This window comes from Streptomyces sp. NBC_01506 (genome assembly GCF_045040295.1).
Classification (GTDB): Bacteria; Actinomycetota; Actinomycetes; order Streptomycetales; family Streptomycetaceae; genus Streptomyces.
In genome coordinates this window covers 509,619-528,253 of sequence record NZ_CP109422.1, presented here as the reverse complement: position 1 = coordinate 528,253, position 18,635 = coordinate 509,619, and the positions used below count along the sequence as shown (strand labels likewise).

Here is an 18,635-nt window from a genome sequence, read left to right as displayed (position 1 = left end):
CACGGGCGGGCGGGTCAGGCGGTGGCCCGCATGTGCTCCCGCGCCCAGTCCTCGAAGCCGGTGACGGGGAGGCCGAGATCCCTCGCGAACCGGGGGTGGGCCGGCTGGCCGACCACGTTCAGCCACTCGTGCGAGGCGCCCATCGGCGGCATTCCGGCGGCGAGGGCTTCCTCCTCCGTCATGTCCGGCGCGGGCAGCCGCGTACCCAGGGCGCGGGACAGGGACTCGGCGATCTGAGTCATCGACCGGACGTCGCCCGCCAGCTCCAGCTCGACGGTGTCGAAGCGCTCCGGCGCGGCGACGGCAGCGGCGGCGGCCACGCCGATGTCGTCCACCGCGACCAGAGACAGCTCGGTCCCCGGATTCAGGACGCTCACCAGACCGCCCTCGATGCCGCGAGGGAACAGGAACGCCATGGACGGCAGGAAGTTCTCCATGAAGAAGCCCGGCTTGAGCAGCGTCCAGTGCGCGAAGCCGGCCTCGCGCAGCCGGTCCTGGATCGCGCTCTTGGCGCCCAGGGTCGGCTCCATGGCACGCCAGCGGCCTTCGGCCCAGCCGGGAGACTCGGTGTGCTGCCCGGCTCCGGAGACCGACGTGTGCACGAACTGCGGCACTCCGGCCGCCTTCGCGCCCTCGATGAGGTTGACGCCCTGGGCCACCTCGCCGGCGAAGTCGAAACCGTCCGCGTTGACGCCGGGCATCTGTACGGAGAAGACGGCGCGGGCGCCCTTGGCGGCCCGCACCACGGAGTCGCGGTCACGCAGATCGCCGGTGACGAGTTCGGCGCCGAGCGCTTCGACTGCTCCGGCCCGGTCGGTGGCCGGGTCGCGGACCAGCGCGCGGACGGGTATGCCCGCCGCGAGCAGCGCACGGGCGGTCGCGCCGCCCTGTCTGCCGGTGGCGCCGGTGACCAGGACGGGTGCGGTAGCGGTAGCGGTACGAGTGGGCATGGTGCTCCTCCGGGCGTGCCGAGACCGAAACGGCGGGGCCCGCCGTTTCTACTCCGGTACGATACGGCGGGACCCGCCACTTAACAAAGCCGGAGGTGGCGCCATGCCCGACCACCAGCGCGCCGACGCCCGGCGCAACTACGCACTCATCCTCGCCGTGGCGGAGGAAGAGGTCGCCGCCCACGGCGCGGACGCCTCCCTGGAACAGATCGCCCGCACCGCCGGGGTCGGCTCGGCCACCGTGCGCCGGCACTTTCCCACCCGCCGCGCCCTGTTGGAAGCCGTCTCCCGGAAACGGATCGAGGCTCTGAGCGTCCGCGCCCACGAACTGACCGGCGAGGACGACAGCAGGGACGCGCTGCTGGAATGGCTGAGCGACGTCGTCGCCTACTCCGCCTCGGCCCGCGGGCTGGCGGCGGCGCTCGCCTATGACGGATCGACGTCCGACGCGGTGCACGACAACGCCTGCTCGTCTGCGCTGGAGGAAGCGGGAGCCCCGCTGCTGCGACGCGCCGCACGGGACGGCGCGGTGGCGGCCGGGGTCACCGTCGCCGACCTGATCACACTGGTCGTCGGCATCGCCCTGGCCACGGAGCACCACCCCGACCCCGCCGCCCAGGCGGACCGGCTCTTTCGGCTCACCGTGGCGGGACTGAGCCCGCAGGGGTGAACGAGGCGCGGGCCCCGGTCGTCAGGCGCCGGCCGCTACGCGTCGGTCGATACTCGGCTCACCGCGCGGAACCCACCGGGACGTCGGAGCGGCGAGCGGCCTCATGGCCGCCCTCTCCCATCCGCTCCCGGTACTCCCGCGCCGTCGCCATCACCTCGTCGAGCGCCGCTCTCGTACGTACAAGGTCGGCGATGTGCGCGGAGATCCTGTCGCGCTCCTGTGCCATGCGCTCCAGAGCCGAGTCGGAGTGCTTCGCGCTGGGCGAGTCGACGCAGGGCAGCAGCTCCACGATGGTCCGGCTGGACAGGCCCGCCGCGTACAGCCGCTGGATGAACGCGACCCGCTCGACCTCGGCCTCCGTGTAGTGCCGCTGCCCGCTGGAACTGCGGGTACTGGCGAGCATGCGCTGCTCCTCGTAATAGCGCACCGACCGGACGCTGACTCCGGCGCGTGACGCGAGTTCACCGATCCGCACAAGGCCCTCCCTGCTGTGTGCCGCGTCACAGGGCTTGCCTCTGACGTCGATGTGAGGTTTTAGCGTAGCCGTAGTACCCGAGCTCCGGGCACTGCGGACCACGAAGGAGCCCTGACGTGACGACCCTGTTCACCAGTTACCAACTCGGCGGCCTCACCCTGCCCAACCGTGTGGTCATGGCGCCGATGACCCGGGTCCGGGCAGCCGCCGGCGGACTGGCGACCCCGTCGATGGCGGCCTACTACGCCCAGCGGGCCACGGCCGGGCTGATCGTGAGCGAAGGGGTGCAGCCGAGTGTGATCGGACAGTCCAACCCGGGTACGCCCGGACTCCACACCGACGAGCAGGTCGCCGCCTGGCGCCCCGTCACCGCCGCCGTCCATACCAACGGCGGCCGGATCTTCGCCCAGATCATGCACGGCGGCCGGGTCTCGCACCCCGAAACCATCGGTGAGCAGCCGGTCGGACCCTCCGCCGTCCCCGCCGTCGGTCATGTGTTCACCCCGACCGGGCCCCAACCCGCCCCGATGCCACGCGCGTTGGACATCGCCGAGGTGCCGGAGCACGCACGGTCGTACGCGCGAGCCGCAAGCCGCGCCGTCGACGCCGGCTTCGACGGGGTGGAGCTGCACGGCGCCAACGGCTATCTGATCTCGCAGTTCCTGTCCTCCAACGCCAACCTGCGCACGGACCGTTACGGAGGCCCGGTCGTCAACCGGATCCGGTTCGCCGTCGAGGCGGTGGCCGCCACCGTCGAAGCCGTCGGCGCCGACCGCACCGGCATCCGTCTCTCACCGGGCGGGACCTTCTGGGGAGTTGAGGAGAGCGACGTACCCGAGCTGTACGCCGCGCTGCTGACCGAACTGGCCCAACTCGGCCTGGCGTACATCCATATCGAGGCCACCACCGACGAAGAGGTACTGATCCCCCTGCGCAAGGCGTGGCCCGGCACCCTCGTCATGAACCCCGTCCTTCCGCTGGGACCGAAGCAGACCGGCCGGGACGACGCCGACCACTGGCTCGGCCTCGGCGCCGACCTCATCAGCTTCGGCCGCGCCTTCATCGCCAACCCCGACCTGGTCTTACGGCTGCGCGGCCAACTGCCCCTCGCACCGGTGGACGAGGCCACGTACTACCAGGGCGGCGACTCGGGCTATCTGACCTACTCGGCCCACGCGTACGCCGCCTGACGCACCGTCGGTCCGACGCGAGCCGACCGGGCTCAGCCGGACGTGACCGGCGCCTTGTCGGACGTGACCGCCTCCCACAGCAGTTGGACCGGGTGCCACGCGTCGCGCGCGGTGCCGTGGAAGATCTGCTGCCGGCAGGACACCCCGGTCGCGACCACGACCGTCTCCGGCGGCTCGGCCTCGATCGCGGGGAAGAGCCGGTCCTCACCGACCGTCATCGACACGTCGTAGTGCTCGGACTCGAAGCCGAAGGATCCCGCCATCCCGCAGCACCCGGCGTCCAGTTCGACCACCGAGACGCCCGGGATACGGTTCAGCAGCGCGACCGTCGCGGCCGTTCCCACTTCCGCCTTCTGGTGACAGTGACCGTGGTAGACCAGCGTGCGCCCGGCGAGCCAGGAGTCCTCACGCGGTCGCAGCCGCCCGTCGTCGACGGCTTCGACCAGCAGCTCCTCGACCTGGCGCACCCTCCCGGCGATGTCCTTGACCGAGGGGTCGTCCGGCAGCAGCGACAGATGTTCGTCGCGCAGTGTCATCAGACATGAGGGCTCGCAGCCCACGACCGGCGAGCCGGCCTCGGTCGACGCGCTCAGGGTGTCCACGAGATGGCGGGCCTTGTCCTTCGCGTCGTCCACCAGCCCCTTGGAGAGGCTGGAGCGCCCGCAGCACACGCCGCTCTCCAGTTTTACGTCCCAACCCGCCCGTTCCAGAAGCTGGATGGCCGCCCGGCCGATGTCCGGCTCGGTGAACGTGGTGAAGGAGTCGGCGAGATAGGTGACGGTGCCCTGGGTGACCGCGTGGGTGGCGGGCTTACGGCGCCGGAACCAGCGCGACAGGTTCTGGCGTACGAACACCGGCAGCGGGCGCGCCGGGGCGATGCCCACCGTACGGTCCATGAGCCGGCGCAGCAGTGCGCTGCGCCCCGGCAGGTTGGACAGCGGCGCGGTCGCCGAGCCCATTCGGTTCAGGAACCGGATCGATCCGAAGACGCGGGAGCGCAGCGGCACTCCGTGGATGTCGTGGTGGTGCGAGAGCGCCTCGCTCTTGAGGGTCGCCATGTCGACACCGAGGGGGCATTCGCTCTTGCACGCCTTGCACATCAGGCACAGGTCGAGGACTTCGTGCAGGCGCTCGTCCCCGAGCGCGGCGCGCGGGTCGGGTTCGGACAGCGCCTTGACGAGGGCGGCGGCCCGGCCGCGGGTGGAGTCCTCCTCCTTACGGGTGGCCATGTACGAGGGGCACATGGCGCCGCTGCCGGATTTGCGGCACAGGCCGATGTTCATGCACCGGTCCGCCGCCGCGCGCATGGCGCCCCCGCCACCGTCGTCCGCCCCCTGCCCCGCTCCCGCGCCGATGACCTCGAAGGAGAGCCGGGTGCGCAAGGGCTCCACGGGAAGCAGCGCCGCGTCGCGCAGGTTCTCCGTCATCGACGGCGCGTCCACGATCTTGCCGGGGTTGAGCACGTTGTCCGGGTCGAAGACCTTCTTGACCTGCCGCATCGCCTCGTACAGCGCGTCGCCGAAGATCTCCCGGTTGAATTCGCTGCGTGCCAGCCCGTCGCCGTGCTCGCTGGAGTTGACGCCGCCGTACTCGGCGACCAGATCCTTGATCTCCACCGCGACGCTGCGCATCTTGACCACGTCCGCCGGGTCGGTGAGGTCGAGATAGGGCCGGATGTGCAGACAGCCGACCGAGCAGTGCCCGTAGAAACCGGCTGTCATCCCGTGCCGGTCGAGGACTTCCTTGAACCTGCGGGTGTACTCGGTGAGATGGATGGGATCGACGGCGGTGTCCTCGACGAAGGCCAGCGGGCGCCGGGTGCCCTCGCTGGCCGCCATCAGCAGACCGAGGCCCGCCTTGCGGACCTTCAGCAGGGAGGACTGCTGGGCCGGGGTGACCGCTCGCAGCGTGTGGTAGCCGTGCCCGTGCCGGGACCACAGCCCCGTGAGCCGCTTCAACTGCCCCAGCAGCGCGGCTTCGTCGTCACCGCTGAAGGAGACGAAAAGCAGGGCCTCGGGGTCTCCGTTCAGGAGCTCGCCGAGCGCCGCGTATTCGATCTTGCGGCGGGACAGATCGAGGATCGTACGGTCCATCAGCTCCACGGCGGCCGGGTCGCAGGCCAGCGCGTCCTGTGTGGCGTCGATGGCTCCGGCCACGGAGGTGAAGTGGCCGACGGCGATCACCGTACGGCTCGGCCTGGGCACCAGATCGACCAGGGCGCTGGTCGCGACGGCGAGGGTCCCTTCCGAACCGACGACGAACTTCGCCAGGTCGAAGACGGTGTCCTCGCGCGCCAGCCGGTCCAGCCGGTAGCCGCAGGCCCGGCGCCAGTGGGCGGGGAAGCCCTCCGCGATGGCCGCCGCGTTGGCCCGTACGATCTCGGGCAGCTCGCGGTAGAGCGCGCCCTCCAGGGTGGAGCGCGTGGCACGGTGCGCGCGTTCGGCCTCGTCCACGCGGTCGAGCCGGACCCGGCTCGCGTCCGAGAGCACCACGTCGAGTTCGCGGACATGGTCGATGGTCATGCCGTGGCGCACCGAACCGCTGCCGGCCGAGTTGTTGCCGATCATGCCGCCGATGGTGGCCCGGTTGCTGGTCGAGGTGTCCGGGCCGAACATCAGCCCCCAGGGGCTCGCGGCGCGGTTGAGCTGGTCCTGTACGACTCCGGACTCGACCAGCGCCGTACCGCTGCCGGGGTCCAGCTCCACGATGCGGTTCATGTGCCGGGACAGATCCAGGACCAGGCCGGGACCGACGGTCTGGCCGGCCAGACTCGTCCCGGCGCCGCGCGGCACCACGGACACCCCGCGCGCCGCCGCGGCGGCGACCGAGGCGGCGACGTCGTCGGCGTGCCGGGGGAAGACCACCCCGAGCGGGGTGATCGCGTACATGCTGGCGTCGCGGGCGAACAACTGCCGTGTGTAGTCGTCGAACTGGACCTCGCCGTCAAGGTCCCGGACGAGGTCCTGCTGGAGTTCGCGGGCCAACTCCTGGCTCTCCGCGCTCTCGTGGGTGGGGCGCTCGCCCCTGGTGACGGTCATGCTCGGCAACCTCCTCGGTGATCCACATTCAGTCGTGCTCACTGCGCGGTCACTGCGCGCACTCACTGCGGCCTCACAGCGCGTTCACTCCGCGCTCAGGACGTCCAGCGCCGCCGTGAGCCCGCTCGGATCCACGCGTACGCCCGCCAGTTGAAGGCCCATCTGCACCCCGGCGAGGGTGCCCGCGAGGGTGAGGTCGTTGAAGTGCCCGAGATGGCCGATCCGGAAGATCTGCCCGGCGAGCTTGCCGAGCCCCGCGCCCAGGGACATGTCGAACCGGTCGAGGATGATCGCCCGGACCTTGTCGGCGTCCACGCCGTCGGGCACCAGGACGGCGGTGAGCGCGGACGAATGCTCCCGCTCGTCGGCGCACAGCACCTCAAGTCCCCAGCCGCGCACGGCCGCCCGGGTGGCGGCGGCATGCCGGTCATGCCGGGCGAAGACGGCGGGCAGCCCCTCCGTGGCAAGCATCCGCAGGGCTTCGTCCAGCCCGTAGAGGAGGTTGGTGGCGGGGGTGTACGGGAAGAAGCCGCGCCGGTTCGCCTCGATGATCGGCTGCCAGTCCCAGTACGACGTGCGCAGCCGCGAGGTGCGGGAGGCGGCGAGGGCCTTCTCGCTGACCGCGTTGAAGCTCAGGCCCGGCGGCAGCATCAGCCCCTTCTGGGAGCCGGCCACCGTGACGTCGACGCCCCATTCGTCATGCCGGTAGTCGATCGAGCCGAGCGAGGAGATGGTGTCGACCAGGAGCAGCGCCGGGTGTCCCGTCGCGTCCATCGCCCGCCTGATCTCGGCCACCCGGCTGGTGACGCCGGTCGATGTCTCGTTGTGCACGACGCAGACGGCCTTGAGCGTACGGGCGGTGTCGGCCGCCAGGCGTTCGGCGACGGCCTGCGGGTCGACGCCGTGCCGCCAGTCGCCCGGCACGAAGTCGACGTACAGGCCCAGGTCGGTGGCCATGCGCTGCCAGAGGGTGGCGAAGTGGCCGGTCTCGACGTGCAGGACCCGGTCGCCGGTGCTGAGCGTGTTGACGAGTGCCGCCTCCCAGGCCCCGGTGCCGGAGCCGGGGAAGACCACGACGGGTCCCGTGGTGCCGAAGACCGGCCCGAGCCGGGCGAGCAAGTTTGTTGTGAACGCGGCGAATTCGGGGCCCCGGTGGTCCATCGTCGGCGCCGACATGGCGCGGAGCACCTGGTCGGGGACGTTGGTGGGGCCCGGGATCTGCAAGAAGTGCCGCCCGGTGTGAGTGGTCACGCTGGCCAACTCCCTTGAAAGGTAGGCAAGACGTGTGCCACAATGTGGCACGATGTATCGTCTGATGGCACACGGAGCATAAGAGCCGACCACTCGGGAGTCAACGGATGCAGAGCGTTCTCAACGCACTTCGCGTACTGGAAGAGGTCGCCGCACGTCAGCCGGTGGGCGTCGGCGACCTGGCCCGCGCCCTCGATCTGCCCAAGAGTTCGGCGCAGCGGGCGCTGCGCACCCTGGATGCCGCGGGCTGGATCCGACCGGCCGGCGGTGAGGTCACCCGCTGGGTCCTGACCACCAAGGCGCTCCAGGTCGGCCGCCGTGCCACGGGGGAGTTGAGCCTGCGTGACGTGGCCGTGCCGCTCATGGAGGACCTGCGCAGACGCACCGACGAGACGGTTCATCTCACCGTCCCGGACGGCGACAAGGTGGTGCTGATCGAGCGCCTGGAGACCTCGAAGGCGGTGCGGATCATCCTGGCCCTGGGTATCCATCTGCCCATCCACGCCTCCGCGAACGGCAAAGCCGTGCTCGCCGCCAGCCCGCCGGAGGTGATCGAGCGTCAACTCGCGGCGGGCCTGGAGGAGTTCACCGAGGCGACCGTCACCGACCGGGACGCGCTGCTCGCCGAGCTGGCGCGGATCCGCGAGCGTGGGTACGCGACCAACACCGGCGAATGGCGCTCCGACGTCTCCGCCGTCGCGGCTCCGGTGCTGGGCGAGTCCGGCATCCCGGTCGCGAGCATCAGCGTCAACATGCCGACCAGCCGGATGACTCCGGAGTCGACCGCCGCGTACGGCGCGCTGGTGAGTGAGACGGCGCGGCAGGTCAGCGCGGCGCTGGGCCACTCGCGCGAGGGGTGAACGGGCCCGTCCGGCAACGGACTTGAGTGGCGCGAGGCGGTCCGTACGACGAGGGCCGGGCCGCCTCGTTCCCGCTGCGGTTCCCGGCGCGGTTCCGGCCGGACGGCGAGGGGGCCGGGCCGCCGAACCACCGCCATGTCCGTCGAGAAGGATTCCGGCAGGCCCCTTGACGCCACGGGAAAAGCTCTCCAATACTCCCGACTGCGGAAATCAATTTCCGTCTGGCGGAATGATTCACCCATCCCTGGGCTTCTCCGGGACCCGGTCCGGGACCTGGGCGGAACGTTCGCGCGCCGCTTCGCATTCCAGCATCTCCGGTGCCGCGCGCACCTCTCGTGACGCGCCAACGCGCCCTGATGCACCGCGACATGCCCTTCGGCCGACGGCAAGGGAGCCCTCGTGTCAGATCAAGTCATCTCCATCATCGCCCTGGTACTGATATTCGCCATCGCGACCTTCTCCTCGGTCCACCTCGGCGTGCTCGCCATCGTGGCCGCGTTCATCGTCGGCACCACGGTGGTGGACGAATCCACGGACGACATCTTCTCCGGCTTCCCCGGCGACCTCTTCGTCGTGCTGGTCGGCGTGACCCTGCTGTTCGGGATCGCGAAGAGCAACGGCACGGTCGACTGGCTCGTCAACGCGGCGGTGAAGGCGGTGCGCGGCCGGATCGCCCTCATTCCCTGGGTGATGTTCCTGGTTACCGCCGTCCTGACGGCGGTCGGCGCGGTCACCCCGGCGGCGGTCGGGATCGTGGCGCCCATCGGGCTCGGCTTCGCCGCGTCGTACGGCATAAGCCCCGTGCTCATGGGCCTGTTCATCGCCAACGGGGCCAGCGCCGGAGGCTTCTCGCCGATCGGCGTGTTCGGCAGCATCACCAACAACGTGGTCGAACGCAACGACCTTCCCGGCAACCCCGCGCTGCTGTTCACGGCGTCGTTCCTCTTCAACGTCGGCCTGTGCGTCATCATCTTCCTGATCTTCGGCGGCCGGCAGTTGCTCGGGCGAATCGCGACGTCCGGCGGAGACGGCGGCGACGCCGGCATGAAAGGCAAGGGCGACGCGGCCGAAGCGGCCGACGAGCCCCTGCGCCTCGATCTCCCGCGCGCGCTGACCCTTCTCGGGCTCCTCAGCCTGGTCGCCGGCGCGCTGTTCTTCGACCTGGACGTGGGCCTGATGGCGCTCACCATCACCGTCGTCCTGTCCCTGGTCGCGCCGCAATCGGCCAAGGGCGCCGTGGACCGCTGTGCGTGGTCCACCGTGCTGCTGGTCTGCGGCATCGTCACCTATGTCAGCCAGATGGAGCGCATCGGCACCATCGACTACCTCGGCGAGCGGGTCGCGGACATTCAGGCCCCCCTCCTCGGCGCCCTGCTGATCTGCCTCATCGGCGCCGTGGTGTCGGCCTTCGCTTCGACCACCGGCATGCTCGGGGCCCTGATCCCCCTGGCGGTACCGTTCCTGCTCACGGGCCAGGTGGGAGCCGTGGGGCTCATCACCGCCCTGGCCATATCCGCGTCGGTGGTGGACGCCTCGCCCTTCTCCACCAGTGGCGCGCTGATCACCGCGAACACCCCCGCCGACCAGCGCGACCTGGTGTTCCGTCGACTCATGACCTGGGGTCTGGGGATCGCCGTGGTCGGCCCGCTGGTCACCTGGTGTCTGTTCGTCGTTCCCGGCTCGCTCTGAGAGCGACCGGCGCAGACCGGCGCAGACCGGCGCAGACCGGCCGTACCGGCGGCCGACGGCCCCGACAACGGCGGCCGGCCCCTCGTGAATCTCCACGAGGGGCCGGCGACGTACAACGGGGTCTTAGATGTTGTTGCCGAAGACGATGATGGTGTTGAAGCTGTCCTCGATCCAGGTGGCGGTGAACTCGCTGTTCACGATGGAGTGGTCGATCGAGTTGCCGCCGTCGTGGCCGCCCCGCTCGTTGGCCGCGGCGGCACCCGCGCTGCCCAGGAGGGTGAGAGCGGCGAGCGCGGTGGCGGCGACTGCTGTACGGATACGCATGGGTTTTCTCTTTCTACGAGGACTGTCGGACTCTGCACCCATACACACCGGACGCCCTTCGATAACGGGTAGCGGGGGAGACCACTCCGATGCCGGGGCGTGAACCGTCTGTCCCGAGTGCGCCGGAGGCTACGTCGAAATTAAGTCAGTCGCTTGCATTGGCCCCAAAGGGCGCGGTTCACTCATCACGTACTCCGAAGCCGACCACGAGGAGGCGAGATGAGTCCCCCCATGCGAAGTGCCGGTACGCTCCTGCCCGTGAGAGGGAAGACCGGCCGTGGAGAACGGGCCGACGCGACACGAGAGTTGATCCTCGTCACGGCGGAGCGGCTGTTCGCCGAGCACGGAGTGTTCGCGGTCTCCAACCGGCAGGTCAGCGAAGCCGCCGGACAGGGCAACAACGCCGCGGTCGGCTACCACTTCGGTACGAAGACGGATCTCGTACGGGCCATCGTCCGCAAGCACGCGGAGCCGATCGAGCAGCACAGACAGCGCATGGTGGACGAGGCCGGCGATTCCGCCGGCGTACATGACTGGGTGGCCTGTCTGGTGCGCCCGATCACCGACCATCTGGCCCAACTGGGCAGCCCCACGTGGTACGCCCGGTTCACCGCGCAGGTGATGACCGACCCGGGGCTGCGCGAGATCGTGGTCGCCGACTCGCTCGACTCGTTCTCGATGCACCGGATCATTCACAGACTCGACGACTGCCTGTCCGATCTGCCGGTCGACGTACGGGTGGAGCGCGGCGACATGGCCCGTCAGTTGATGGTGCACATGTGCGCCGAGCGGGAGCGGGCGCTCGCGCTCGGCGCCGCCACCCCACGGTCGAGCTGGCGCGACGCCGGGACCGGCCTGATCGACGCGATGGTCGGGCTGTGGCTGGCCCCCGTCACACGGTCCTGAGCACCACTCACCCCGCCATCACACCCTCGTACGCTCACTGGCATCTGATCACCACCCACACCTGAGGGTCTTTCACACCGAGGCGTCCCACTCCTGGGCACCCGCATGCCCTGCGCCACCCCTGCGCCCCACGTTCCTTCCCGAACCGCAGACGGAGGAGTTCCGACGATGAGAGCAGCGACGCACCGTACGCCGCACACCACGCTCCGCGAGACCGTCGACGTCCTGGTGGTCGGCGCGTCCGCCGCCGGGCTGAGCACGGTGGAAGCACTACGACGCCACGGCTTTACGGGCACGGTGACGGTCCTGGGCGCGGAGACCCACCCGCCGTACGACCGGCCACCGCTGTCGAAGCAGGTTCTCGCCGGTATCTGGCAGCCCGAACGCGCCCAACTACGGCCGAGTGAGGCGCTGTTGGCGCTGGACGCCGAGTTCGTACTCGGCGACCCGGCGGTCGGCCTGGACGCCGCGACCCGTACCGCGCGCACCGCCTCCGGACGGACACTTCGCGCCGGCACGGTGGTCGTGGCCACCGGAACGCGCCCCAGAACCCTGCCCGGCCAGACCGGTCTGGCCGGGGTCCACGTACTGCGCACACTCGACGACGCGCTCGCGTTACGCGCCGGACTGCTGGGCGCCGCGCGGCTCGTGGTCGTGGGCGACGGCGTGCTCGGCACGGAGATCGCCGCCACCGCCCGCACCATGGGCCTGGACGTCACCGTCGTCGGACCTCAGGCCTTGCTGATGGCCAGTCAACTCGGTCACCGCGTGGCCGACTTGCTCACCGAACTGCATGCCGCGCGCGGTGTCCGCCTGCGGCTCGGCGCGGGTGTCCAGGAACTCGTCGGCAGCGCGAGCACCGTCACCGGCGTGCGTCTGGACGACGGCGAACTGCTGCCCGCCGACCTCGTCGTGGTCGCGATCGGCACCGAACCGGTGACCGGATGGCTCCACGACAGCGGCCTGCGGATGGACAACGGCCTTGTCTGCGACTCCCGTTGCCGGGCGGGCGAGGGTGTGTACGCGGTCGGGGACGTGGCGCGTTGGCAGCACGAACAGCTCGGCCGGCCGCTGCGGCTGGAGAACCGGACCAACGCCTCCGAACAGGCCATCGCCGTCGCCGCCAACATCCTCGGCGCCGACCGGGCGTACACACCGGTGCCGTACTTCTGGACCGACCAGTTCGACGTCAAGATCCAGATGCACGGCGTCGTTCCCGCCGGCCCCGGCCCCGGCCCGGGCGCCGGCACGGGCACCGCCGCCGGGATGACGGTCGTGGACGGGGCCCCGGCGGCCGGGCGATTCGTCGCGCGGTACCGCCACGCGGGCGCGGTCACCGGAGTTCTCGGCTGGAACATGCCCAAGCAGACCCGACGGCGCCGCCAGGACGTCGCCGACGCGCTCGCCGGCGGCCCCGCCCCGGCCCCCGCCCCGCACTGACAGCACCCGCCCCCAGCACCCCAACCCCCGCACACACCCCCTTGGAGCGGACATATGACCAGCACCGTCGAAACGCCCGGCGAGAGCCCGGCCGCGGTACCGCACTTCCCGATGGACCGGGCGGCCACCTGCCCCTTCGACCCGCCCCCGACCGCCGTGGCCCAGCAGAAGCAGGCTCCGCTCACCAAGGTCCGGATGTGGGACGACAGCACACCCTGGCTGGTGACCGGGTACGCCGAAGGCCGTGCCCTGCTCGCCGATCCCCGGGTCAGCGCCGACATCACCCTGCCTGGCTACCCGCTCCAGGCGCCGCTCCAGCCCGACGGCCCGCGAGCCAGCTTCATCCTGATGGACGACCCCGAGCACGCCCGGCTGCGGCGCATGGTGACGGCGCCCTTCGCCATCAAGCGGGTGGCAGCGCTGCGACCGGCCGTCCAAGGGATCGTCGACGATCTGATCGACGGCATGCTGGCCGGTCCCAATCCGGTGGACCTGGTGGAGGCGTTCGCCCTGCCGATGCCCTCGCTGGTGATCTGCGAACTCCTCGGAGTCCCCTACCGCGACCACGGCTTCTTCCAGGACAACAGCAAGATCATCATCAAGCGCGACGTCGACCCCCAACAGCAGATCGACGCCTTCCGCGCGCTGCTCGACTATCTGGACGACCTCATGGGCAAGAAGCTCGCGGCCCCCGCCGACGACCTGCTCTCCGGACTGGCCGAGCGGGTGAGGTCGGGGGAGCTGACCCGTGACGAGGCCGCCGAGATGGGTGTGCTGCTGCTGATCGCCGGACACGAGACGACGGCGAACATGATCGCGCTCGGTACGCTCGCGCTGCTCGAACACCCCGCCCAGCTCGCACTCCTGCGTGACTCCGACGATCCCAAGCTGGTCGCCTCGGCCGTCGAGGAGCTGCTGCGCTACCTCAACATCGTCCACAACGGCCGGCGCCGGGTCGCGCTCGAGGACATCGACATCGCCGGTCACCGCGTCCGCGCCGGCGAGGGGCTGATCGTCGCCAACGACATCGGCAACCGCGACCCCGACGCCTTCCCGGAACCGGACCGACTCGACATCGAGCGTGACGCCCGCCACCACGTGGCCTTCGGCTTCGGTATCCACCAGTGCCTGGGCCAGCCACTGGCCCGGCTGGAACTCCAGATCGTCTACAGCACCCTCTACCGGCGTGTACCCACGCTGCGGCTCGCGGCCGACATCGGGCGCATCCCGTTCAAGCACGACGGCAGCGTCTACGGGGTCTACGAACTGCCCGTCACCTGGTAACCCGTCCGCCCGCCCCGCGCAGCCCCCGTCCGACCCCCACCGAAGGAGCCTTCATGAAGATCATCCTCGACCAGGACAAGTGCGTCGCGTCCGGACAGTGCGTGGTCGCCGCGGCTGACGTGTTCGACCAGCGCGACGAGGACGGTATCGCCGTACTCCTCACCGCCGAGCCCCCGGCCGAACAGGCCGCCGACACCCGGCACGCCGCGTCCGTATGTCCGGCGCTCGCCATCCACATCCAGGAATGACGCCCCGGCGGTAGTCACGAAGGCGGTAGTCACGGAACCGCCAGTCACGAACCGCGGTCAGGAAACATTCAGGAAAGCCCTGCCAGCGTGCACCCCTATGACAACCAACACGCACGTCGCCGCAGGGCACTCCCGGCACCGGCGGATGTGGAACAAGGTCCCCGAGGTCACCCTCTACTTCTGGGTGATCAAGATTCTGTGCACCACGGTGGGCGAGACAGCGGCCGACCTGCTGAACGCCAACCTCGGTCTCGGCCTGACCAACACCTCGTACGTGATGGGCGCACTGCTGGCCGTCGCGTTGGTCTTCCAGTTCCGGGCACGCGCCTACGTGCCCGGTCTGTACTGGCTCGCCGTCGTCCTGATCAGCGTGGTCGGCACGCTGATCAGCGACAATCTCACCGACAACGTCGGAGTGCCGCTCGAGACGACCACAGCCGTCTTCGCCGTGGCTCTCGCGCTCACCTTCGCCGGCTGGTACCTGAGCGAGCGGACGCTGTCCATCCACACCATCCGGACCGGCCGGAGGGAGGCGTTCTACTGGCTCGCGATCCTCTTCACGTTCGCCCTGGGCACCGCGGCCGGTGACCTGGTCGCCGAGCGGCTGAGCCTCGGATACTGGCTCTCCGCCCTCGTGTTCGCCGTCCTGATCGCCGCCGTGGCGGTCGCGCACCGCACCCTGGATCTCAACGCGGTGTGGTCGTTCTGGATCGCGTACATCCTGACCCGGCCGCTCGGCGCCTCGCTGGGCGACTATCTGTCCCAGCCGCGCGCGGACGGCGGACTGAATCTCGGCGCGGTCGGTACGAGCGTGCTGTTCCTGGCGGTCATCCTCGGCCTGGTCCTGTATCTCGCCCGTACGAAACGGGACGTGGCACCCGTCCCGGTCGAAGCGTCGGCCGACGCGGTCAGCCGGTAGGCAGCGTGACGACGAAGCGGGCACCGGTGCCCGCTTCGTCGTCGGTGCCGGCGTCGGCGAGCCGGATGTCGCCGCCGGCCGCGCGGGCGAGCCGCCGCGCGAGGGCCAGCCCGAGCCCGGCCCCGTCGTGCCCGTCACCGGGATCGGCGCGCCGTCCGGGCTCGAACAGCGAGGCGGTGAAGTCCGCGGGTACGCCCGGCCCGTCGTCGCTCACGTACACCGTGACCGCCCCGTTCTCCAGCTCGCACCCGACGGTCACCGAACTGGCCGCGTAGCGCCGCGCGTTGTCGAGCAGCGGCATCAGGATGCGCTCGGCGACCGTGTCCGACACCCCCGCGCTCACGTCCTCGCCGCCGACCGTCACGGCCGGCGCGTCAGGGTGCTCCGCGGCGCCGGCCGCCGCGAGGCGTCGCAGCAGATCGCGTACCCGGCAGCGGCCGGGAACGGCCGAGCCGCGCGTACGGGCCTCCGAGAGCAGCGAGTCACAGATCCGCCGCATCGTCGCGGCGGCGCTCGCGATGGCCTCCTGGGAGGCGCGCTGTTCGTCGGCGTCGCGGGGCCGGCGGGTCAGCCACTCCGTCTCGGCGGTGATCCGGGCGAGAGGCGTGCGCAGTTCGTGGGACAGCTCGGCGGCCTGCTGCTGTTCGTCGCGCAGGACCGCCGCCAGCCGGTCCAGCAGGGAATCGAGGCTGGTGGCCAGGGTGGCGAGTTCGGCGGGCCGGCCACGGGAGCCGAAGCGTTCGCTCGTACCGGCCTCGCTCCAGCGCTCGGCCGTGGCGCTCATGGCGGCGACGGGCCGCAGCGCGCGGCGTACCACGAGACGGGTCAGGAGATAGACGGTGCCGAGCAGCAGCACGGCCAGCACGACGGACCCGACGAGAGCGGTGTTCGCGGTGCTGCGGTAGGGGTCGAGACTCACGGCGGTCACCACCGTGCCCACCTGCTCGCCGCCGCCCGGATCCCGCACGGCGTAGGCGTACAGCCGCGACGGGGCGGATCCGGCGCTGTCGGCGAACACGTCGGCGCGCCCGGCCAGTTGATTCGCCCGCGCGTCGAGAGCCGTGGGCGTACCGGGCGGCTTCTCGACCACCCGCGTGCCCTGGTAGATCCAGACCCCGGAGTCCAGGGCCTGGTCCTGCGCGGGTTCCCGTACGACCAGTCGGCCGTCCGGCCCGATGTCCACGGTGGCCGCGACCGCCTGCGCCCGTGTGCGCAGTACGTCCTGGGCCTGCGCGTGCAGGCGCTGGTCCAGGGCCAGATTGAACACCGTCGTCAGGACGGCGATCCACAGGGCGCTGACGGCCAGGGCCATCAGCGCGAGACGGCCGCGCAGGGTACGGGAGGCGAGGAGGCGTCTCATCCGAATCGGTAGCCGACTCCCCGGACGTTACTGATGCCGTGCGGGCTGTCCGCCTCCCGCAACTTGCGCCGCAGACGCGTCAGATACTGATCCAGCGTGTTGTCACTGACCTGCGCCCCCTCGGGCCAGCCCGCGCGCAGCAGGACCCGGCGGCGGATCACGTCGCCGGGCCCGGCCATCAGACAGGCGAGCAGCCGGAATTCGGTGGGGGTCAGGGCCACCGCCCGGTCGTGCACGGTCAGTTCGTGCCGTACGGGATCCAGCCGCAGCGCGCGCGTGCTGTCGACGACGGCGTGGCTGGTGCCCGCGCGCTGGAGGACCGCGCGCAGACGGGCGGCGAGTTCACTGAGATGGAAGGGCTTGGGCAGATAGTCGTCCCCGCCGGACGCGAACCCCGAGAGCCGGTCGGTGAGATTGTGGTGCGCGGTCAGGAAGATCACCGGCGCGGTGACGCCCGCGCCGCGCATCGCCTGGCACACATCACGCCCGTCGGAGTCCGGCAGCCCGACGTCCAGCACGACGGCGTCGACGGCGTGCGTGGCAGGGCCGACGGCGCGCAGGGCGGACGCGCCGTCGGCGGCGGTCACCACGGTGAAGTCCTCGTCGCGCAGACCACGGACCAGGACGTCGCGCAGCCCCGGATCGTCCTCGACAACCAGGATGCGGGCTGAGGTCATCACGCCAGTATGCCCCCGGTGGCCGATTCGTCCCCGTCGTCCCCCTGGTCATCGCGGGGCACCAGCAGCGTGAACCGCGTCGGGGACGTGCCCGTCAGGCTCAGCCGCGCTCCGGCCGCCCCCGCGAGGTCCGCGGCCAGCGAGAGACCGATCCCCTCGCCCGGCCCCGTGGTCGCGCCCCGCGCGAAGAGGGACTTCGGATCCAGGGCGACCGTCCCCTCGTCGGCGACGTCGAGAGCGACGGCCGCCCCGATGTCGCGCAGTGTCACCGTGACCGTCCCGCGTCCGTGCCGGTGGGCGTTGTCGAGCAGGACGTCGAGGATCTGGTCGGTCGTCCGGCCGGGTACCGGCAGCCCCGCGTTCGCGGGGTCCAGGACGAGTTCGATACGCCGGCCGTCCCTGGCGAGCGGTCCGTGCCACCGGCGTTCCGCGCGTTCGAGCAGATCGCCCACCGCCTCGTCCACGGGTTCCACCGCCGAGGCGTCCTGAGACCGCGCCAGTCGCAGGACCTCGTCAATGGTGTGGTGCAGATGGCTCGACTGCTCCAGGGCGTCACGGAGCGCGGCGCGCGGATCGGCGCCGGGGGTCTCCAGGGCGGTCTCCAGGCCCAGTTGGAGACCCGTCAGCGGCGTACGCAACTGGTGGGAGGCGTTCGCGGTGAAGTGTCTCTCGTGCTGGAGGAGCGAGGCGAGGCGCTGGACCATCACGTTGTGCGTACGGGCCACCGAGTCGATCTCGGGGATGCCGCAGAGCCCGGCCCGCGCCGTGAGATCGCCGTCCGCGACCGCCCGCGAGGTGCGGGAGAGGGATTCGAGCGGCGAGCTGAGGGCGCGGGCCTGTCTGCGGGCCACCAGGACGGCGGCGCCGAGTGCGACGAGGGCCGCGCCCAGCAGGGCGGCCCAGGCCAGGAGGATACGGCTCCACACACTGCCCGTGCTGGTCGACGCCCGGACCACCCCTATGACGCGCTCGTTGCCGGAGACCGGTACGGCGGCCACGAGTTCCCCGTCGGACTGCCGCTGCACCACCGAACCGTTCAGCGCCTGGCGGGTGGCGGTGTCCGCCGTGGCCGGGCCCGTTCCGGTACGCAGTCGCAACCGCGCGTCGTACACACCCAGTCGGCCCTCCGACCGCCCGGACGGCAGCTCCACGGGATCCCCCGTCGCGAAGTCCGGGCTCACCCGGACGGCCGCCGCCATGGCGGCGCGCTCCAACTCCCCGCGTTCGTCCGCGAAGAACGACGCCCGGATCACCACCGCGAGCGGTACGGCCAGCAGGAGGAGGGCCACGAGGGCGGCCACCAGGGCCACTCGGGCCACACGCTGTCTCATGCCGCCCATGATGCGCGCGTACG

At 70.9% G+C, this 18,635-nt stretch carries 17 protein-coding genes; 9 read left to right on the top strand and 8 right to left on the bottom strand.

Going from position 1 to position 18,635, the window contains the following annotated elements:
• Window positions 1-14: 14 nt before the first annotated feature.
• Complete coding sequence (locus tag OG329_RS02295; protein WP_405792279.1) at window positions 15-950, bottom strand: NmrA family NAD(P)-binding protein; 936 nt, start codon at window positions 948-950, stop codon at window positions 15-17.
• A gap of 103 nt (window positions 951-1,053) precedes the next feature.
• On the opposite strand from OG329_RS02295, the gene OG329_RS02290 reads away from it, so the two are divergent.
• The gene (locus tag OG329_RS02290) at window positions 1,054-1,620 is read left to right on the top strand and encodes a TetR/AcrR family transcriptional regulator (RefSeq protein ID WP_405792277.1); all 567 of its coding nucleotides are present in this window, start codon (window positions 1,054-1,056) and stop codon (window positions 1,618-1,620) included.
• Between the two features lie 58 nt (window positions 1,621-1,678).
• Here the strand turns inward: OG329_RS02290 and OG329_RS02285 are convergent, their stop codons facing one another.
• On the bottom strand, window positions 1,679-2,095 hold the full coding sequence (locus OG329_RS02285) for a MerR family transcriptional regulator (protein ID WP_405792275.1): 417 nt from the start codon (window positions 2,093-2,095) through the stop codon (window positions 1,679-1,681).
• A 116-nt stretch (window positions 2,096-2,211) separates the two neighbouring features.
• Here OG329_RS02285 and OG329_RS02280 point away from each other — a divergent pair, with 116 nt between their 5' ends.
• Complete coding sequence (locus OG329_RS02280) at window positions 2,212-3,285, top strand: alkene reductase (RefSeq protein ID WP_405792273.1); 1,074 nt, start codon at window positions 2,212-2,214, stop codon at window positions 3,283-3,285.
• 32 nt (window positions 3,286-3,317) lie between these two features.
• On the opposite strand, the gene OG329_RS02275 is transcribed toward OG329_RS02280, so the two are convergent.
• Window positions 3,318-6,323 carry an FAD-binding and (Fe-S)-binding domain-containing protein gene (locus OG329_RS02275; protein WP_405792272.1) on the bottom strand — a complete coding sequence of 1,002 codons (3,006 nt, stop codon included), beginning with the start codon at window positions 6,321-6,323 and terminating at the stop codon, window positions 3,318-3,320.
• Between the two features lie 84 nt (window positions 6,324-6,407).
• A complete protein-coding gene (locus OG329_RS02270; RefSeq protein WP_405792270.1) occupies window positions 6,408-7,574 on the bottom strand; it encodes a pyridoxal-phosphate-dependent aminotransferase family protein in 1,167 nt (388 codons plus the stop codon).
• 107 nt (window positions 7,575-7,681) lie between these two features.
• Between OG329_RS02270 and OG329_RS02265 the strand changes: the two genes are divergently transcribed.
• Window positions 7,682-8,434 carry an IclR family transcriptional regulator gene (locus OG329_RS02265; protein WP_405792268.1) on the top strand — a complete coding sequence of 251 codons (753 nt, stop codon included), beginning with the start codon at window positions 7,682-7,684 and terminating at the stop codon, window positions 8,432-8,434.
• Between the two features lie 399 nt (window positions 8,435-8,833).
• Window positions 8,834-10,123, top strand: a complete 1,290-nt coding sequence (locus OG329_RS02260) for an SLC13 family permease (protein ID WP_405792266.1) — start codon at window positions 8,834-8,836, stop codon at window positions 10,121-10,123.
• Window positions 10,124-10,246: 123 nt separating this feature from the next.
• Here the strand turns inward: OG329_RS02260 and OG329_RS02255 are convergent, their stop codons facing one another.
• Window positions 10,247-10,447 (bottom strand): hypothetical protein, encoded by a 201-nt coding sequence (locus tag OG329_RS02255; protein WP_405792264.1) that lies wholly within the window; start codon window positions 10,445-10,447, stop codon window positions 10,247-10,249.
• 258 nt (window positions 10,448-10,705) lie between these two features.
• Between OG329_RS02255 and OG329_RS02250 the strand changes: the two genes are divergently transcribed.
• The 5 genes from OG329_RS02250 to OG329_RS02230 all read left to right on the top strand — a co-directional run bounded on the left by OG329_RS02250 (window position 10,706) and on the right by OG329_RS02230 (window position 15,244).
• Window positions 10,706-11,353, top strand: a complete 648-nt coding sequence (locus OG329_RS02250; protein WP_405792262.1) for a TetR/AcrR family transcriptional regulator — start codon at window positions 10,706-10,708, stop codon at window positions 11,351-11,353.
• A 168-nt stretch (window positions 11,354-11,521) separates the two neighbouring features.
• The gene (locus OG329_RS02245; RefSeq protein ID WP_405792260.1) at window positions 11,522-12,793 is read left to right on the top strand and encodes an NAD(P)/FAD-dependent oxidoreductase; all 1,272 of its coding nucleotides are present in this window, start codon (window positions 11,522-11,524) and stop codon (window positions 12,791-12,793) included.
• A gap of 54 nt (window positions 12,794-12,847) precedes the next feature.
• On the top strand, window positions 12,848-14,077 hold the full coding sequence (locus OG329_RS02240) for a cytochrome P450 (RefSeq protein WP_405792258.1): 1,230 nt from the start codon (window positions 12,848-12,850) through the stop codon (window positions 14,075-14,077).
• 53 nt (window positions 14,078-14,130) lie between these two features.
• The gene (locus tag OG329_RS02235) at window positions 14,131-14,325 is read left to right on the top strand and encodes a ferredoxin (protein WP_405792256.1); all 195 of its coding nucleotides are present in this window, start codon (window positions 14,131-14,133) and stop codon (window positions 14,323-14,325) included.
• Window positions 14,326-14,422: 97 nt separating this feature from the next.
• On the top strand, window positions 14,423-15,244 hold the full coding sequence (locus OG329_RS02230; protein ID WP_405792254.1) for a hypothetical protein: 822 nt from the start codon (window positions 14,423-14,425) through the stop codon (window positions 15,242-15,244).
• Here the strand turns inward: OG329_RS02230 and OG329_RS02225 are convergent.
• From OG329_RS02225 to OG329_RS02215, 3 genes are read right to left on the bottom strand one after another with little or no spacing between them, the layout of a single operon-like run.
• Complete coding sequence (locus OG329_RS02225; protein ID WP_405792253.1) at window positions 15,234-16,604, bottom strand: ATP-binding protein; 1,371 nt, start codon at window positions 16,602-16,604, stop codon at window positions 15,234-15,236. The two genes, OG329_RS02230 and OG329_RS02225, sit on opposite strands and share 11 nt — an antisense overlap.
• Window positions 16,601-17,281 (bottom strand): response regulator transcription factor, encoded by a 681-nt coding sequence (locus tag OG329_RS02220; protein ID WP_405792251.1) that lies wholly within the window; start codon window positions 17,279-17,281, stop codon window positions 16,601-16,603. The genes OG329_RS02225 and OG329_RS02220 overlap by 4 nt, the downstream gene beginning before the upstream one ends.
• Window positions 17,281-18,612 (bottom strand): histidine kinase dimerization/phospho-acceptor domain-containing protein, encoded by a 1,332-nt coding sequence (locus OG329_RS02215; protein WP_405792249.1) that lies wholly within the window; start codon window positions 18,610-18,612, stop codon window positions 17,281-17,283. Before OG329_RS02215 ends, OG329_RS02220 begins: the two co-directional genes overlap by 1 nt.
• Window positions 18,613-18,635 lie beyond the last annotated feature (23 nt).

What these genes read in the sequence shown, in the direction of transcription:
- OG329_RS02295 (WP_405792279.1), bottom strand. Translation starts at nt 950, where the DNA reads ATGCCCACTCGTACCGCTACCGCTACCGCACCCGTCCTGGTCACCGGC.
- OG329_RS02290 (WP_405792277.1), top strand. Translation starts at nt 1,054, where the DNA reads ATGCCCGACCACCAGCGCGCCGACGCCCGGCGCAACTACGCACTCATC.
- OG329_RS02275 (WP_405792272.1), bottom strand. Translation starts at nt 6,323, where the DNA reads ATGACCGTCACCAGGGGCGAGCGCCCCACCCACGAGAGCGCGGAGAGC.
- OG329_RS02265 (WP_405792268.1), top strand. Translation starts at nt 7,682, where the DNA reads ATGCAGAGCGTTCTCAACGCACTTCGCGTACTGGAAGAGGTCGCCGCA.
- OG329_RS02255 (WP_405792264.1), bottom strand. Translation starts at nt 10,447, where the DNA reads ATGCGTATCCGTACAGCAGTCGCCGCCACCGCGCTCGCCGCTCTCACC.
- OG329_RS02245 (WP_405792260.1), top strand. Translation starts at nt 11,522, where the DNA reads ATGAGAGCAGCGACGCACCGTACGCCGCACACCACGCTCCGCGAGACC.
- OG329_RS02240 (WP_405792258.1), top strand. Translation starts at nt 12,848, where the DNA reads ATGACCAGCACCGTCGAAACGCCCGGCGAGAGCCCGGCCGCGGTACCG.
- OG329_RS02235 (WP_405792256.1), top strand. Translation starts at nt 14,131, where the DNA reads ATGAAGATCATCCTCGACCAGGACAAGTGCGTCGCGTCCGGACAGTGC.
- OG329_RS02230 (WP_405792254.1), top strand. Translation starts at nt 14,423, where the DNA reads ATGACAACCAACACGCACGTCGCCGCAGGGCACTCCCGGCACCGGCGG.
- OG329_RS02225 (WP_405792253.1), bottom strand. Translation starts at nt 16,604, where the DNA reads ATGAGACGCCTCCTCGCCTCCCGTACCCTGCGCGGCCGTCTCGCGCTG.
- OG329_RS02220 (WP_405792251.1), bottom strand. Translation starts at nt 17,281, where the DNA reads ATGACCTCAGCCCGCATCCTGGTTGTCGAGGACGATCCGGGGCTGCGC.
- OG329_RS02215 (WP_405792249.1), bottom strand. Translation starts at nt 18,612, where the DNA reads ATGAGACAGCGTGTGGCCCGAGTGGCCCTGGTGGCCGCCCTCGTGGCC.